General features: G+C 43.2%; 17 protein-coding genes. All 17 read left to right on the top strand.

The annotated features are described in order from the left end of the window. Positions 1-36 precede the first annotated feature (36 nt). The 17 genes from trmFO (at position 37) to flgG (ending at position 14,998) form a co-directional block, all read left to right on the top strand. Positions 37-1,332: an FADH(2)-oxidizing methylenetetrahydrofolate--tRNA-(uracil(54)-C(5))-methyltransferase TrmFO gene (trmFO, locus tag B6A27_RS06300; protein ID WP_044746153.1), complete on the top strand. Its 1,296-nt coding sequence runs from the start codon at positions 37-39 to the stop codon at positions 1,330-1,332. A gap of 56 nt (positions 1,333-1,388) precedes the next feature. Continuing rightward, complete coding sequence (xerC, locus tag B6A27_RS06295) at positions 1,389-2,291, top strand: tyrosine recombinase XerC (protein ID WP_066147243.1); 903 nt, start codon at positions 1,389-1,391, stop codon at positions 2,289-2,291. 22 nt (positions 2,292-2,313) lie between these two features. Continuing rightward, a complete protein-coding gene (hslV, locus tag B6A27_RS06290) occupies positions 2,314-2,856 on the top strand; it encodes an ATP-dependent protease subunit HslV (RefSeq protein ID WP_080860834.1) in 543 nt (180 codons plus the stop codon). 15 nt (positions 2,857-2,871) lie between these two features. Further along, on the top strand, positions 2,872-4,263 hold the full coding sequence (gene hslU, locus B6A27_RS06285) for an ATP-dependent protease ATPase subunit HslU (protein WP_369815491.1): 1,392 nt from the start codon (positions 2,872-2,874) through the stop codon (positions 4,261-4,263). Between the two features lie 27 nt (positions 4,264-4,290). Beyond that, on the top strand, positions 4,291-5,070 hold the full coding sequence (gene codY, locus B6A27_RS06280; protein ID WP_080860833.1) for a GTP-sensing pleiotropic transcriptional regulator CodY: 780 nt from the start codon (positions 4,291-4,293) through the stop codon (positions 5,068-5,070). 385 nt (positions 5,071-5,455) lie between these two features. Further along, the gene (gene flgB / locus B6A27_RS06275; protein ID WP_044746148.1) at positions 5,456-5,848 is read left to right on the top strand and encodes a flagellar basal body rod protein FlgB; all 393 of its coding nucleotides are present in this window, start codon (positions 5,456-5,458) and stop codon (positions 5,846-5,848) included. A 3-nt stretch (positions 5,849-5,851) separates the two neighbouring features. Continuing rightward, positions 5,852-6,304 carry a flagellar basal body rod protein FlgC gene (gene flgC, locus B6A27_RS06270; protein WP_044746147.1) on the top strand — a complete coding sequence of 151 codons (453 nt, stop codon included), beginning with the start codon at positions 5,852-5,854 and terminating at the stop codon, positions 6,302-6,304. Between the two features lie 13 nt (positions 6,305-6,317). Next, on the top strand, positions 6,318-6,611 hold the full coding sequence (fliE, locus tag B6A27_RS06265; RefSeq protein WP_080860832.1) for a flagellar hook-basal body complex protein FliE: 294 nt from the start codon (positions 6,318-6,320) through the stop codon (positions 6,609-6,611). Positions 6,612-6,667: 56 nt separating this feature from the next. After that, positions 6,668-8,254, top strand: coding sequence for a flagellar basal-body MS-ring/collar protein FliF (fliF, locus tag B6A27_RS06260; protein WP_080860831.1), 1,587 nt, complete (start codon positions 6,668-6,670; stop codon positions 8,252-8,254). 11 nt (positions 8,255-8,265) lie between these two features. Further along, the gene (fliG, locus tag B6A27_RS06255; RefSeq protein ID WP_044746144.1) at positions 8,266-9,285 is read left to right on the top strand and encodes a flagellar motor switch protein FliG; all 1,020 of its coding nucleotides are present in this window, start codon (positions 8,266-8,268) and stop codon (positions 9,283-9,285) included. Continuing rightward, on the top strand, positions 9,269-10,039 hold the full coding sequence (gene fliH, locus B6A27_RS06250) for a flagellar assembly protein FliH (RefSeq protein WP_080860830.1): 771 nt from the start codon (positions 9,269-9,271) through the stop codon (positions 10,037-10,039). Before fliG ends, fliH begins: the two co-directional genes overlap by 17 nt. A gap of 4 nt (positions 10,040-10,043) precedes the next feature. Next, positions 10,044-11,360 (top strand): flagellar protein export ATPase FliI, encoded by a 1,317-nt coding sequence (gene fliI, locus B6A27_RS06245; RefSeq protein WP_044746142.1) that lies wholly within the window; start codon positions 10,044-10,046, stop codon positions 11,358-11,360. A 7-nt stretch (positions 11,361-11,367) separates the two neighbouring features. Then, the gene (fliJ, locus tag B6A27_RS06240) at positions 11,368-11,811 is read left to right on the top strand and encodes a flagellar export protein FliJ (protein WP_044746141.1); all 444 of its coding nucleotides are present in this window, start codon (positions 11,368-11,370) and stop codon (positions 11,809-11,811) included. A gap of 23 nt (positions 11,812-11,834) precedes the next feature. Beyond that, positions 11,835-12,437 carry a MotE family protein gene (locus B6A27_RS06235; RefSeq protein ID WP_236631807.1) on the top strand — a complete coding sequence of 201 codons (603 nt, stop codon included), beginning with the start codon at positions 11,835-11,837 and terminating at the stop codon, positions 12,435-12,437. Between the two features lie 16 nt (positions 12,438-12,453). Further along, a complete protein-coding gene (locus B6A27_RS06230; RefSeq protein ID WP_080860827.1) occupies positions 12,454-13,713 on the top strand; it encodes a flagellar hook-length control protein FliK in 1,260 nt (419 codons plus the stop codon). Between the two features lie 12 nt (positions 13,714-13,725). Further along, positions 13,726-14,169 carry a flagellar hook assembly protein FlgD gene (flgD, locus tag B6A27_RS06225; RefSeq protein ID WP_066147258.1) on the top strand — a complete coding sequence of 148 codons (444 nt, stop codon included), beginning with the start codon at positions 13,726-13,728 and terminating at the stop codon, positions 14,167-14,169. 31 nt (positions 14,170-14,200) lie between these two features. Further along, a complete protein-coding gene (gene flgG, locus B6A27_RS06220) occupies positions 14,201-14,998 on the top strand; it encodes a flagellar basal body rod protein FlgG (RefSeq protein ID WP_080860825.1) in 798 nt (265 codons plus the stop codon). The last annotated feature ends 303 nt before the right edge of the window (positions 14,999-15,301 follow it).

Raw genomic sequence — 15,301 nt, 5'->3', positions numbered from 1 at the left:
CACCGTTTTTATGCGTAACGAAGGAGGAAATGAAGCATGATTGTCAATGTTATTGGTGCAGGATTAGCAGGAAGCGAAGCCGCGTGGCAGCTTGCTACCCGCAACATTCATGTCCGTTTATACGAAATGCGTCCTGTGAAACAAACGCCAGCCCATCATACGGATAAATTCGCTGAGCTGGTTTGCAGCAATTCACTGCGCGCCAATTCGTTAACGAATGCCGTTGGCGTGCTCAAAGAAGAGATGAGAATGCTCAATTCGGTCATCATCAAAGCGGCAGATGAGTGCTCTGTGCCTGCTGGAGGAGCACTGGCGGTGGATCGGCATGAATTTGCGGCCCGTGTCACCGATTTCGTTCAAAACCATCCAAATGTAACGGTCATCCGTGAGGAAGTGACAGACATCCCGACTGGGCCAACGATTATTGCCACAGGACCTCTTACGTCTCCTACATTATCTGAAAAATTAAAAGAGCTGACGGGAGAAGAGTATTTGTATTTTTATGATGCAGCCGCCCCTATTGTTGAAAAAGAAAGCATCGATATGGAAAAGGTGTATAGAAAATCTCGCTATGATAAAGGGGAAGCCGCCTATTTGAATTGCCCGATGACGGAGGAAGAATTTGACCGCTTTTATGAAGCGCTTATTTCAGCAGAAACAGCGCCGTTAAAGGAATTTGAAAAAGAAATTTATTTTGAAGGATGCATGCCGATTGAAGTCATGGCGAAACGCGGAAAGAAAACGTTGCTATTTGGTCCGATGAAACCGGTCGGCCTCGAAGATCCACGCACAGGAAAAAGACCGTTTGCGGTAGTTCAGCTTCGCCAAGACGATGCAGCAGGAACGTTATACAATATCGTTGGTTTTCAAACTCATTTGAAATGGGGAGCACAAAAGGAAGTATTCCGTTTAATTCCAGGGCTTGAAAATGCGGAAATTGTTCGCTATGGAGTGATGCATCGCAATACGTTTATTAACTCGCCAAAACTTCTCCGTCCGACTTATCAATTGAAGGAGAGAGAGGATTTATTTTTTGCTGGACAAATGACGGGAGTCGAAGGATATGTAGAGTCGGCCGCCTCCGGATTGGTAGCAGGCATCAACGCGGCGCGCCTTGTGCTCGGCCAGGAGCTGATCGTTTTCCCGCCCGAAACAGCGATTGGCAGCATGGCTCACTATATTACGTCGACAAATCCGAAGCATTTTCAGCCAATGAACGCGAATTTCGGCCTGTTTGCCCCTCTTGAAGAAATGATTAAAGATAAAAAGCGCCGCAATGAAGAGTATGCTAAGCGAGCATTGGACACTATTCAGAATTTTATAAAAAAATAATTGCAAGGGCTGCTAAATCTATGTTAATATTTAGTAGCCCTTGTGAGGTGTTAAGAATGGAAAATTTGAAAATTTCGTTACAATTATTCGTAGAATATTTACAAATCGAAAAAAACTATTCACAATATACTATTGCGTGCTATACACGCGATATTGAGCAGTTTTTCGAGTTTATGCATGAACAGGCGCTGGAACGTTTAGATGAGGTAACGTACAGCGATGTTCGATTATATTTGACGAAGCTGCATGCCGAACAACTGCTGAGCCGTTCAATTTCCCGAAAGATTTCGAGCTTACGAAGTTTTTATAAATTTTTAATGAGGGAAAAGAAAGTAACGGAAAATCCGTTTGCTCTCGCATCATTGCCGAAAAAAGAGCAAAAAATCCCCCGTTTTTTATATGAACAGGAATTAGAAGCCTTATTTCATGTCAATGATTTAAATACAGCGATTGGTCAGCGAAATCAAGCGTTAATTGAACTGCTTTATGCGACGGGCATCCGTATTAGTGAATGTTGTCACATTCACTTGTCTGATATTGATTTTTCCCTTGCAACCATTTTGATTTACGGGAAAGGGAACAAACAGCGCTATGTGCCATTCGGTAGTTTTGCGAAGCAAGCGCTGGAACGGTATGTACAAAAAGGGCGGAATGAGCTTTTAGCCAAAAGCAAAACAGCGAATCATTCTTTGTTTTTAAACTTTCGGGGAAGTCCTTTAACACCTCGAGGGGTGCGTTATATTTTGAACGAAGTTGTGGAGAAGGCTGCATTAACGCAAAAGGTAAGCCCGCACGTATTCAGACATACATTTGCCACCCATTTGCTTAACGAAGGAGCGGATATGCGCACCGTTCAAGAGCTATTGGGACATGCGCATCTTTCATCGACGCAGGTATACACGCACGTGACGAAAGATCGTCTCCGCCACGTTTATTTGCACACGCATCCGCGTGCTTAGACTTCCATAAAGGAGGGTTTATATGGAGCAATTCCATGCTACAACAATTTTTGCGATTCAACATAACGGCGCCTGCGCCATGGCTGGAGATGGCCAAGTGACTTTTGGGAATGCGGTGGTCATGAAACATACAGCTAAAAAAGTTCGGAAGCTTTTTAACGGAAAAGTATTAGCGGGATTTGCTGGTTCCGTTGCGGATGCGTTCACATTGTTTGAAATGTTCGAAGGGAAATTAGAAGAGTTTAATGGGAACTTGCAACGTGCGGCGGTTGAACTGGCGAAGGAATGGCGCAGCGATAAAGTATTGAGAAGACTGGAAGCGATGCTGATTGTGATGGACGAACGCCATTTGCTTCTAGTATCAGGAACAGGTGAAGTGATCGAACCGGATGATGGCGTTTTAGCGATTGGTTCAGGAGGAAACTACGCGCTTGCTGCCGGTCGGGCCTTAAAGCAATACGCGGGCGGACAAATGACGGCTAAGGAAATTGCCAAAGCCGCTTTAGAAATTGCTTCTGATATTTGCGTGTATACCAATAGCCACATTATTGTGGAAGAACTGTAGCGAGGGGGAGAAATGATGAACCTAACACCTCGACAAATTGTAGAAAAGCTGGATCAATTTATTGTCGGTCAAAAAGAAGCGAAAAAAGCAGTCGCGGTTGCGCTAAGAAATCGCTATCGGCGCAGTTTGCTTGATGAAAAGCTGCGCGACGAGATCGTACCTAAAAATATATTGATGATCGGTCCCACAGGAGTAGGGAAAACCGAGATTGCGAGAAGAATCGCTAAGCTTGTCGGGGCGCCGTTTGTCAAAGTGGAAGCAACGAAGTTTACAGAGGTTGGCTATGTTGGACGCGATGTTGAGTCTATGGTGAGAGATCTTGTTGAAACATCTGTTCGTTTAGTGAAAGAGCGGAAAATGTATGAAGTGAAAGATCGCGCTGAGCAGCAAGCCAATAAACGTCTCATCGAGCTTTTAGTTCCTGGAAAACCGAAGCAGACGATCAAAAATCCGCTTGAGATGCTATTTGGCGGCCAAACATCACAGCAGGATTCGACGACTTACGGCCAAGATGACCAACATATCGAGCAAAAACGGAAACAGGTAGCTGCCCAGCTTGCCAATGGTGAGCTTGAGGACGAATTAGTGACGGTGGAAATCGAAGAGCAGCAAACGACTGTTTTTGATTTTTTGCAAGGGGCCGGCATTGAGCAGATGGGCATGAATATGCAGGATGCTTTAAGCAGTTTGATGCCAAAACGGCTCAAAAAACGAAAATTGAAGGTAAGTGAAGCACGAAAAGTGTTAACCAATGAAGAAGCGCAAAAGCTGATCGATATGGATGAAGTGACACAAGAGGCGGTGCAGCTGGCAGAACAGTCTGGTATTATTTTTATTGATGAAATCGACAAAATTGCCAGAAAGGGCCAGAGCGCTTCTTCAGCCGATGTATCACGTGAAGGGGTGCAGCGCGACATTTTACCGATCGTAGAAGGCTCAACGGTGATGACAAAATATGGTCCTGTCAAAACAGACTATGTTTTGTTCATTGCTGCTGGAGCGTTTCATATGTCGAAGCCGTCCGATTTGATTCCTGAGTTGCAAGGGCGCTTCCCGATTCGGGTAGAACTATCCAAGTTGACGGTAGATGATTTTGTGAAGATTCTTATTGAGCCTGACAATGCTCTGATTAAACAATATATGGCTCTTCTTGCTACAGAAGGTATACAACTTGAATTTTCTGACGATGCTATTCGTAAGATTGCTGAAGTGGCGTTTGAAGTCAATCAAACAACAGACAATATCGGGGCAAGACGGCTTCATACAATTCTGGAGAAGCTGCTTGAGGATCTATCATTTGAAGCGCCTGATATTGCACTAGAAAAAGTGGTGATTACACCGCAATATGTTGAACAAAAATTAGGTAATATTGTAAAAAATAAAGACTTAAGCGAATTTATTTTGTAAATGAATTTGAATAGGAGGATATAGATCATGAATTTGTTACAGAAAACACGAACGATTAATGCGATGTTACAGAAAGCAGCCGGAAAGCCTGTAAACTTTAAAGAGATGGCAGAAACTCTTTGCGAAGTGATTGAAGCCAATATTTTTGTCGTCAGCCGCCGTGGGAAGCTATTAGGCTTTGCGATTAAGCAATCGATTGAAAATGAGCGGATGAAAAAAATGCTTGAGGATCGCCAATTCCCAGAAGAATATACCAATAGTCTGTTCAATATTACGGAGACCTCTCCTAATTTGGATATTAACAGCGAATATACGGCGTTTCCAGTAGAAAACCGAGATTTATTTAAAACCGGGTTAACGACGATTGTGCCGATTAATGGGGGGGGAGAACGCCTGGGCACGCTGATTTTGTCCAGACTTGACCGCCAATTTGAGGATGATGATCTCATCTTGGCTGAATATGAAGCTACTGTCGTTGGTATGGAAATCTTGCGTGAAAAAGCAGAAGAAATTGAAGAAGAAGCAAGAAGCAAAGCGGTTGTACAAATGGCGATCAGCTCGTTATCCTACAGCGAGCTTGAGGCAATCGAGCACATTTTTGAAGAATTAGAAGGAACAGAGGGGCTGCTTGTTGCCAGCAAAATCGCTGACCGAGTGGGCATTACGCGTTCGGTCATTGTCAACGCGCTTCGCAAGCTTGAGAGTGCAGGCGTCATTGAATCTCGTTCTCTTGGTATGAAAGGAACGTATATTAAAGTATTAAACGATAAGTTTTTAACAGAGCTTGAAAAATTAAAAACAAACTAATGCAAGAGCTGCTTTTTTGGCAGCTCTTTTTTATCTATATCGAACGAAGCTAACCATTTTGCTTCGGAAGTGCAATCCAATGCAACTATGTTTCTTCTTCAAATAAGCAGGTAAGGATCAGACGGACGATTGAACAACATCGCTTCCATGTTTTTTAGTCAACATTCATGTTTAGCTTATGTCGATTTTTCAATCCGAATCTATAGAGATGAAAAGAAAGGAAAGAGGGATTTACGCTATTGTGCGTATGTTTAATAACGATACAAGCTAATATCAATTCCTATGAAAAAATAGTACAATATTCCGGCTATACATCATTTAGGCGTTATTTTAAAATATAGAATATCAAATATTGTCGAAAAAAGAAAAAAAGAGGGGATTACGCTTGGAAATCTTTTCGCAAACATTTGCGCGCTTAGAGCAAGGATTGGACTATGCGTCGCTAAAGCAAAAGGTGATTGCCAATAACATTGCGAATGCCGATACGCCAAATTACAAAGCAAAAGAGGTTCGTTTTAAAACCGAACTAGATCAGGCTATGTCTTCGTTTGAAGCTTATCGAACGAATCCGAAGCATTTTGCATTTGCTAGTAAAAATACTGGCAATTTTTTAGTGACGACAAGAAGTGATATGGTATACAATCATAATGGAAACAGTGTCGATGTAGATAGAGAAATGTCGGAATTAGCGGAAAATCAAATTTATTACAACGCATTGATCGAGAGATTAAATGGGAAGTTCAATTCTTTAAAAACGGTTATTAAAGGAGGGAAGTAATGTATGTCCATTTTTCAAAGCCTAAATACCACGGCTTCTGCATTAACGGCGCAGCGTTTGCGGATGGATGTCATTTCCTCCAATATGGCGAATGTGGATACAACGCGTGCCCAATTTGTCGACGGACAATGGCAGCCATATCGACGCAAAATGGTCGTATTGGAGCCGAATGAAGGCGGTTTTTCTTCTTATCTTCAAAAGGCAATAGATGGACAGGCGTCGGTTGGAGGGGGAGTAAGGGTCGCCAAAATCGTCGAAGATGAAACGCCTTTTAAGCTTGTTTACGACCCGACCAATCCGGATGCTAACCAAGATGGATATGTACAGCTTCCAAATGTCGATCCTCTAAAAGAAATGGTAGATTTAATGAGCGCAACCCGTTCTTATGAAGCCAATGTGACAGTGTTCAATGCAACAAAAGGAATGTTAGTCAAGGCTTTAGAAATTGGAAAATAAAGGGGAGTAAAAAATGATTAACGGAATACAAAACAGCTTTTTTTCGACTGCAACGCCCTCTTCGTCTATAAAGGCAGCGGATGTGCAAAAATCGTTTGCTAACTTTTTGAAAGATGCGATTCAGCAGGTAAACGACCAGCAGGTTGCAGCCGACCAACTAACCGATAAGCTAGTTAAAGGAGAAAACGTTGATCTGCATCAAGTCATGATCGCTGCTCAAAAAGCCGGCATTTCTTTGCAGTTAGCAGTGGAAGTCCGAAATAAAGCTGTTGAGGCATACCAAGAAATGATGAGAATGCAAGTATAATCAACGCGCTAACAAACTGGCAATCTATTATCGCAATAATCGGGGGAATATTATGTATGAATGAAAGAGTGAAAGAATGGCTCAACCGATCCACATCGTTTTGGAGGGGGAGAACGAAGGCTCAAAAAGCCATGGCGCTAGGTGCTCTTCTTCTTTTTCTTGTCATTGTTGGGGTTGCGTCATTTTTTGCCACAAGAACGAGCTTTGTACCATTATATAGCAACCTTTCGCCGCAGGAAGCTGGACAAATTAAAGCGACGCTCGATCAAAAGGGAATCGATTCCCAAGTGACCGATAACGGAACCACGATTGAAGTGCCGGAGAAAATGGCGGATACACTGAAGGTGGAATTAGCGGCCGAAGGGATTCCGAACAGTGGAAGCATCGACTACTCCTTTTTTGGAAAAAATGCAAGCTTTGGGATGACAGATAACGAATTTAATGTAGTAAAACTCAAAGCGATGCAAACAGAATTGGCCAATCTGATTAAAAATATTGACGGGGTCGAGGATGCCAAAGTCATGATTAACCTTCCCCAGCAGTCCGTATTTGCGTCAGAGGATCAAGGAGAGGCGTCCGCTTCAGTCGTTCTTAAAACAAAGCCAGGATACAAATTTACAGATGAGCAAGTTAGAGCGCTCTATCATCTCGTGTCAAAAAGTGTTCCGAATCTTCCTACTGATAATATCGTCATGATGAATCAATATTTTCAGTATTTTGATCTAAAAAATAATGAAGAAAATTCGACAGCTACGGCGTTTACGCAACAAAACGAAATCAAAAAGCAAATTGAACGCGATATCCAGCGACAAGTCCAACAAATGTTAGGCACGATGATGGGACAAGACAAAGTGGTTGTATCGGTTACAGCGGATGTTGATTTTACGCAGGAGAACCGTGAGGAAAATTTAGTGACCCCGGTTGATGAGCAAAACAATGAAGGAATTGCTGTCAGTGTGCAGCGGATTAGAGAAACTTATTCTGGACAAGGTGCCCAACCAGGAGGAGTGGCCGGGACCGGTGAAAATGACATTCCAGGCTATCAAGCAGCAACTGACGGCTCAAATGGCGATTATGAAAAAACAGAAGAAACGATCAATAATGAAGTAAACAGAATTAAAAAGAATATTGTTGAAAGTCCATACAAAGTAAGAGATTTAGGGATCCAAGTGATGGTTGAACCACCAAATCCCCAAAATCCTAACTCTTTATCGCAGCAAACCATTGATGATATTCAGAAGATTTTAGGTACGATCGTTCGAACTTCGATTGATAAGCAGGATGGTCAAACGTTAAGCGATCAAGATATCCAAAACCGCATCGTCGTATCTGTGCAAAAATTTAATGGGAAAACCGATTTTGCACAGCCGCAGCCAACCATTCCGACATGGGCGTATATTGCAGGGGGAATTGGTGCTGCTGCTATTATCGGCTTACTGATTTACTTCTTGCTGCGCAGACGGAAAAGGGTGGAGGAAGAAGAGGAAGACTTTATTGAACAGCCTCCTTTATCCGATCTTCCTGATGTGACGGAGGAACGGGAAACAGAAGTGACAATTCGACGCAAGCAGCTTGAAAAATTGGCAAGAGAGAAGCCAGATGAATTTGCTCAATTGCTAAGAACGTGGTTGGCTGAGGACTAGGAGGAATGAAGATGGCCAAAAAAGAGAGAAAAGGAGAATTAACAGGCAAACAGAAAGCTGCCATACTCCTCATTTCTCTTGGACCAGATGTATCAGCATCTGTCTATAAGCATTTATCGGAGGAAGAAATTGAAAAGCTCACACTTGAGATTTCTAATGTTCGCCAAGTAGCGACGCAAGAAAAAGAGGAAGTGCTGGAGGAGTTTCATCAAATTGCTTTAGCGCAGGATTATATTGCTCAAGGCGGCATTGCTTACGCGAAAGAAGTACTTGAAAAAGCGCTTGGCTCGGAAAAAGCGCTGAACATTATTAACCGTTTAACATCCGCTTTAATGGTGCGGCCGTTTGACTTTGCTCGCAAAGCCGATCCGGCTCAGCTGTTGAACTTTATTCAAAATGAACATCCACAGACGATCGCTCTTGTGCTTTCCTATTTAGATCCGGCGCAAGCTGGCCAGATTCTGTCGTCGCTGCCGCAGGAAATGCAGGCGGATATCGCGCGCCGAATTGCGCTGATGGACAGTACGTCGCCTGAGGTGATCAACGAAGTTGAGCAAATTTTAGAACGGAAGCTTTCAACGACCGTTGTCCAAGATTACACGCAAACAGGCGGCATCGAAGCGGTGGTGGAAGTTTTAAACGGTGTAGACCGAAGCACGGAAAGAACGATTTTAGATGCGCTTGAAATTCAAGATCCAGAGCTTGCAGAAGAAATCAAGAAACGAATGTTTGTCTTCGAAGATATTGTTACCCTTGATAACCGTGCGATTCAGCGTGTCATTCGTGAAGTTGATAACAATGATTTAATGCTGGCACTGAAAGTTTCAAGTGATGAAGTGAAAGAAATCGTCTTTCGCAATATGTCGACGCGTATGGCGGAAACCTTCAAAGAGGAGATGGAGTTTATGGGACCGGTTCGCCTCCGCGATGTGGAGGAAGCACAATCGCGTATTGTTGCGGTCATTCGCCGTCTTGAAGAAGCTGGAGAAATCGTTGTAGCGCGCGGCGGAGGAGATGATATTATTGTCTAATGTGATCAAAGCTCCTTTTACAACAACGTCCCATGGCAGCAAAAAAGTAATTGAAGTGAAGCATTATTTTCCGCAGCCAGCAGCCTCAGCCGTTTCGCAAGAAATAGATGGACATGCTCACGCTCAGTTCATCATTGAGCAAGCAAAGGAAGAAGCGAAGCTGATGAAGCAAGAAGCAGAACAATATTGCCAGTCTTTGAAAGAAAACATATGGCAAGAGAAGGAAAATTGGTTGGCCGAAAAACAGCGGCTTATGGCGGCAGCGCAACAAGAAGGATATGAAGCCGGATATAGTCAAGGAAAAAATGAAGCGCTTCATGCTTTTCAAGAATTAATGAATGAAGCAAGAAACATCGTGCAAACAACCAACCAACAGTTTTATGAACAAATTGAATCATCAAAAGAAACCATCCTGTTGATCGGCTTAAAGGTAGCGGAGCGAATATTGGGGGAAAAGCTGGCGGAAAATCACGATTCCTTCCTTCATCTTGTGCAAAGAGCGATCAAGGAGGTTAGGGAACAATCAGAAGTGAAGCTATATGTTCATCCATTGCATTATCAAACACTTGTTCAGCAAAAGGATGAATTAAGGGCGATTTTTAGTCAGCCAGTAGACATTTTTATTTATCCTGACGAACGGTTAGCAGAGGGCGGCTGCATGATTGAAACGCCTTTTGGCCGCATTGATGCAAGTGTTGACACTCAATTGCAACAAATCAAACAAAAGCTGCTTAAGTGGCTTGAGGAGGAGTAATTTTTTGAATTGGCCAGCTCTTTTTCAAGAGATCGAAACCATTGATTCGTATAAGCGATTTGGTAAAGTAACGCGCGTGATTGGATTAATGATTGAATCAAAAGGTCCTGAAAGCTCCATTGGCGATGTTTGCTTTATTCATGTGGGCGGAGGAAGAAAGAAGCAGAAGATTGCTGCTGAGGTGGTAGGATTTCGCGAACAGCATGTGCTTTTAATGCCTTTTTCAACCGTTCAAGATATTTCGCCGGGATGCATAGTGGAAGCGACAGGCCAGCCGCTGCAAATAAAAGCGGGAATGGATCTAATCGGCAAGGTTCTTGATTCGCTTGGCCAGCCCCTTGATGGTAGCCTTCTCCCTAAAGGGCTGCGCTCCATTTCGATTGAGCAGGAGCCGCCTAATCCGCTGTCAAGACCGCCGATTGATGAACCGGTGGAAGTAGGAGTCAGATTGATCGATAGCTTGCTGACAGTAGGAAAAGGACAGCGTGTGGGCATATTTGCTGGTTCAGGAGTAGGCAAGAGTACACTTCTTGGGATGATTGCCCGCAACACAAACGCAGACCTAAATGTGATTGCGCTTATTGGCGAACGGGGACGTGAAGTGCGAGAGTTTATCGAACGAGATCTCGGCCCTGAAGGCTTGGCTCGTTCCGTTGTGGTGGTTGCGACATCAGATCAGCCTGCGCTTATGAGAATTAAAGGCGCCTATACCGCAACGGCTATTGCCGAATATTTTCGCAATAGGGGAATGAATGTCATGCTGATGATGGATTCCGTGACACGTGTAGCCATGGCACAGCGGGAAGTGGGACTAGCGATCGGTGAGCCGCCGACAACCAAGGGCTATACTCCTTCTGTTTTTGCCATTTTGCCCAAATTGCTGGAACGGACAGGAACAAATGAACACGGAACCATTACGGCTTTTTATACGGTTTTAGTAGATGGTGACGATATGAATGAACCGATTGCGGATACGGTCCGAGGAATTTTAGATGGGCATTTTGTTCTTGAGAGAAGCTTGGCGAATAAAGGTCAGTATCCAGCTATTAATGTTTTGAAAAGCATCAGCCGTGTCATGAATTATATTATTGGGCCAGAGCATAAAGCGGCAGCTGAACGATTCCGTCATCTTCTTTCAACCTATATAAACGCGGAAGATTTAATTAATATCGGTGCGTATAAAAGAGGTTCTTCTAAAGACATTGACGAAGCCATTCGCTACTATCCAAAGCTGCTTGCATTTTTAAAACAAGATACTCACGAAAAATTGACAAAAGAAGAGAGCATTCAAGAACTGCTTCAGCTTGTACATTCGGGGTGAATAAAACATGGAGCATGTGTTTAAATTTGAAAAAATATTGACCATTAGAGAAAAAGAAAAAGAGAGAGCGCTAGGGGAATATAACGAAGCGGTGAAGCGCTTTGAAGAAGCAGCGGAAAAGCTGTACCATTTTCTGAAGCAAAAAGAAGATTACGAGGAAATGTACAAGCAAAAATTAAAAAATGGATTGCCCATTCAAGACATTCGTCATTTTCGGCAATTTGTCATGAATTTGGAGCGTACCATTTCTCATTATCAGCAGCTTGTGATCGAAACGCGTGAGCAAATGTTTCTCAAGCAAACAAAGTTAGCTGAAGCGAATATTGAAGTAAAAAAATATGAAAAAATGAAAGACAAGCATATAGCAGCTGTGCTTCAAGCTATTCAAACTATGGAAAATCACTGGATGGATGAAATCTCAATTCAACAATTTGTGAATCGCAGAAATTAGGTGAGACGATGAAGGAGCAAGAAATGGAAAAAGAAGAAAAAGTAAGCAAGCTGCAATGGTTCTTGTTTGTCATCATCATCCCATTATTGTTTACAATCACATTGGCACTGATTATTACCACGATTGCAGGAGTGAATGTGTTTGACATCGCCAAAAAGTACGGTGCTGATCTTCCAGGGATTTCACAGTTAGTCGGTAGCAAGCAGCCATCATCTGAGCAGGCTTTAAAGGAGAATATGTTGGAGCAGCAAGCTACGCTCGAAGAAAAAACGGCACAAGTGAAAAAGCTTGAAACCGAAGTCAAAAATAAACAGAGTGAAATTGAAGCACTAAAGAAAGAAATTGAACGGTTAAATGCCCAACTGGAATCCCAGCAGCAGACCGACACATCACCAACAACCGAAGCAAAAAAACTCACTGTTCAAGATGTTGCTCAAATGTATGGAGAAATGTCACCGAAAAATGCCGCCGCCATCATTCCGAAAATGTCGGATCAGGAGGCGCTTAACATTCTTGCGATATTAGGCAGCGAGAAGGCCGCCGCTATTCTGGAAAAAATGTCTCCGGAAGAAGCAGCTAAATATACGGCGCTACTAACGAAAGCAGCCCAAGCGGCTAATAATTAGGAAAGGAGGGGAGATCATGAGAATTGGCACTTATACTCAATCGCTTTTTCCGTCTTCTTCGGTTTCTGGGGATAAGGCACAAACGTTGAACGCAAAAGGACAAACACAAGAAGGAAGTTTATTTCAGCAGCTGCTTCAATCGGCGACGTTTGATTCTGCAGATTCCAGCATGAAAGCAAATGAGGTGGCAACAAAAGACCATATAGAACGAAATGAACACCAAGACGATCTGTTGACCAAATGGGTGGATTTGCTCTTGCTGCTGCTGCCGGCTGATATGCAGCAGACGTTGCATGAGCAGTTTGAAACAAACCCAGCTTCTCTTCAGCCATCCAGCGTTCCGCAAACGGCTGCATGGATAAAACAAATGCTCTCAGAACAAATGACATGGATGCAGAGCAATAGCGCGCAGGGCGCAGAGCCAATATCGTTATTGGAGGAATGGCTGTCATTGCAGCCAAATCGCGATGAGTTGGGACCAATGATCAATGTAGAAACATTGGTAAATTTCTTGCAAAACAAAAAGGCTCAGCAAGCGAGCAGTGATCCTCGGAATGGCCGTTTTTCGGCGCTTTTCAATGGAGGAGCCGCCGCAGCTGTCAACACCTATCGAAACGGGAGCTATCCACATCAGCTGACCTTTCCACCTAGCAGCTTTTCTTCAGCCTTCAGCTCGACTGCCGGATATCACCCGGATTCGCTGGCTCAGTTAACGAAAGCCGCGAATGACAAGCAGGGGGATGTTCAAACAATGGCTCAGCCGTTTTTCAATCAGGCTCAACCAACGCTGTTTTCGCAAAATACAGAGCCGATCATTTCACTGCCTGAGAACACCTCGGCTAATGGTAGCAGCGAGCAACTAATCCGGCAATTTACAAGTATTATAAAATCGAGTAAATTCACCAATTTAGGAAATGGACAATCACAGCTTGTGATTCGCCTTCATCCAGAACATTTAGGAACGTTGACAGTAAAGCTTGTTCAGGAAAACGGACAGATGATGGCGAAAATCATCGCCTCAAGCCGTTCGGCAAAAGAACTAATGGAAGCAAACATCCAGCAAATGGCTCATGTGATACCAGCTCAGCACATTACAATCGAGCAATTTGATGTACGCGCACACTCACCGTTGCCTTCTTATGAACAATCATTCAGTCAGCACGAGCGAAACAGAGAGGGACAACCTGATCAAGAACAGCGCCAGCCGTTTGAGCAAGACAAGGAGCTTCCATTTCAGGAGTCTTTTCTTCATGAATTGTTAAATATTGAAGCATAGGAGCGGTCAAAGATGGCAAATACCATTGATCCCAACTTATTGTTAAGCAATTATACGCCTCCGGAGCGGCAGACGGGAGACAGTGTTCTTGGCAAAGACGATTTTTTAAAAATTTTGCTGGTTCAGCTGCAAAATCAAGATCCATTAAATCCAATGGAGGATAAAGAGTTTATTGCGCAAATGGCCAATTTCTCCACGCTGGAGCAAATCACGAATCTGGCAGCTGCCATGCAAGGATTTATGCAAATGCAAAGCGATAACGCGATTTTGCTTTATAGTGAAATGATAGGCAAAAAAGTGTATTGGATGGATACCAGCGATGAGGCCGATACGTCGGAAAATCCAGCGAGCGGTATGGTGAAATCAGTTTCCCAAAGAAACAATGAAATCTTTTTAGAGCTTGATAATGGTCAGGAGATTTCCAACAAGCAAATTATCAAAGTAGAAACTCCATAATGGATAAATCTGAACAAGGGAGAGGGATTATATGCTTCGTTCAATGTATTCTGGAATTAGCGGAATGAAAAACTTCCAAGTGAAATTAGACGTGATCGGAAACAATATTGCGAATGTGAATACGTATGGGTTTAAGAAGGGCCGTACCATTTTTAAAGATTTAGTTAGTCAACAAATCGCGGGTGCAAGTGCTCCAACAGCGAACAGCGGCGGGGTGAATCCAAAACAAGTCGGATTAGGGGCGCAGCTTGCGGCAATTGATACTGTTCAGACGCAAGGAAGTTTGCAAACTACTGCTCGTGTGCTTGATTTGGCCATTTCAGGAGATGGATTCTTTGTTTTAGGTGATAACTCTGGAAATAACAGACTATACACAAGAGCAGGAAATTTTTATCTTGATTCTCAAGGCTATATTGTTAGCGCTGATGGACGTTACTTGCTCGGCAATGGTAACACTCGCATTCAAATCCCAACAACAGCGCAAAGTCTTAGTATTGGTTCAGATGGCACAGTAAACTACGTCGATAACACAGGAACTTTGCAGGTTGCTGGTCGAATTGAATTAGCGAAATTTGCAAATAACGATGGATTAGAGAAGGTTGGAGACAATCTTTTCCGCTCAACAACGAACTCTGGTGCGGAGACGTTAACTTCTCCGGGAGTAGGCGGAGCAGGCAAAATTGTTCCTGGTGCGCTTGAAATGTCCAATGTCGATCTATCTGAAGAGTTTACGGAAATGATTGTCGCGCAGCGCGGATTTCAAGCGAATACACGCATTATTACAACATCGGATGAGATTTTGCAAGAGCTTGTCAATCTAAAGAAATAATTAAGGGGGGAGGGGCTGTCCAAAAAGTCAGGGTAACTGACTTTTTGAAGCCCCTCTCATTTTTTTCATTTTTTAAAAAAGTACACAAAAAAATCGTCCTATCCTGTAAAATGAAGGTACCACCACAACATTCCAGAAAGGACGATTTTTATGAGCAATCAAATGATTACTACTGAAAATTATAACACGCAAATGACACTTTTTCCAGAGACAGAGGAAAAAAAGCCCTCTAAAAGACCATTAGCCCCTACTTTTAAACCCTATGACAAYCGTCAAACTCAAGTGATTTTTGATATTGAAGCC

It is taken from the genome of Anoxybacillus sp. UARK-01 (genome assembly GCF_002075365.1).
GTDB classification, from domain to species: Bacteria; Bacillota; Bacilli; order Bacillales; family Anoxybacillaceae; genus Anoxybacteroides; species Anoxybacteroides rupiense.
Note: the sequence above shows the minus strand (reverse complement) of the source record. Positions and strands in the feature narration are given on the sequence as shown.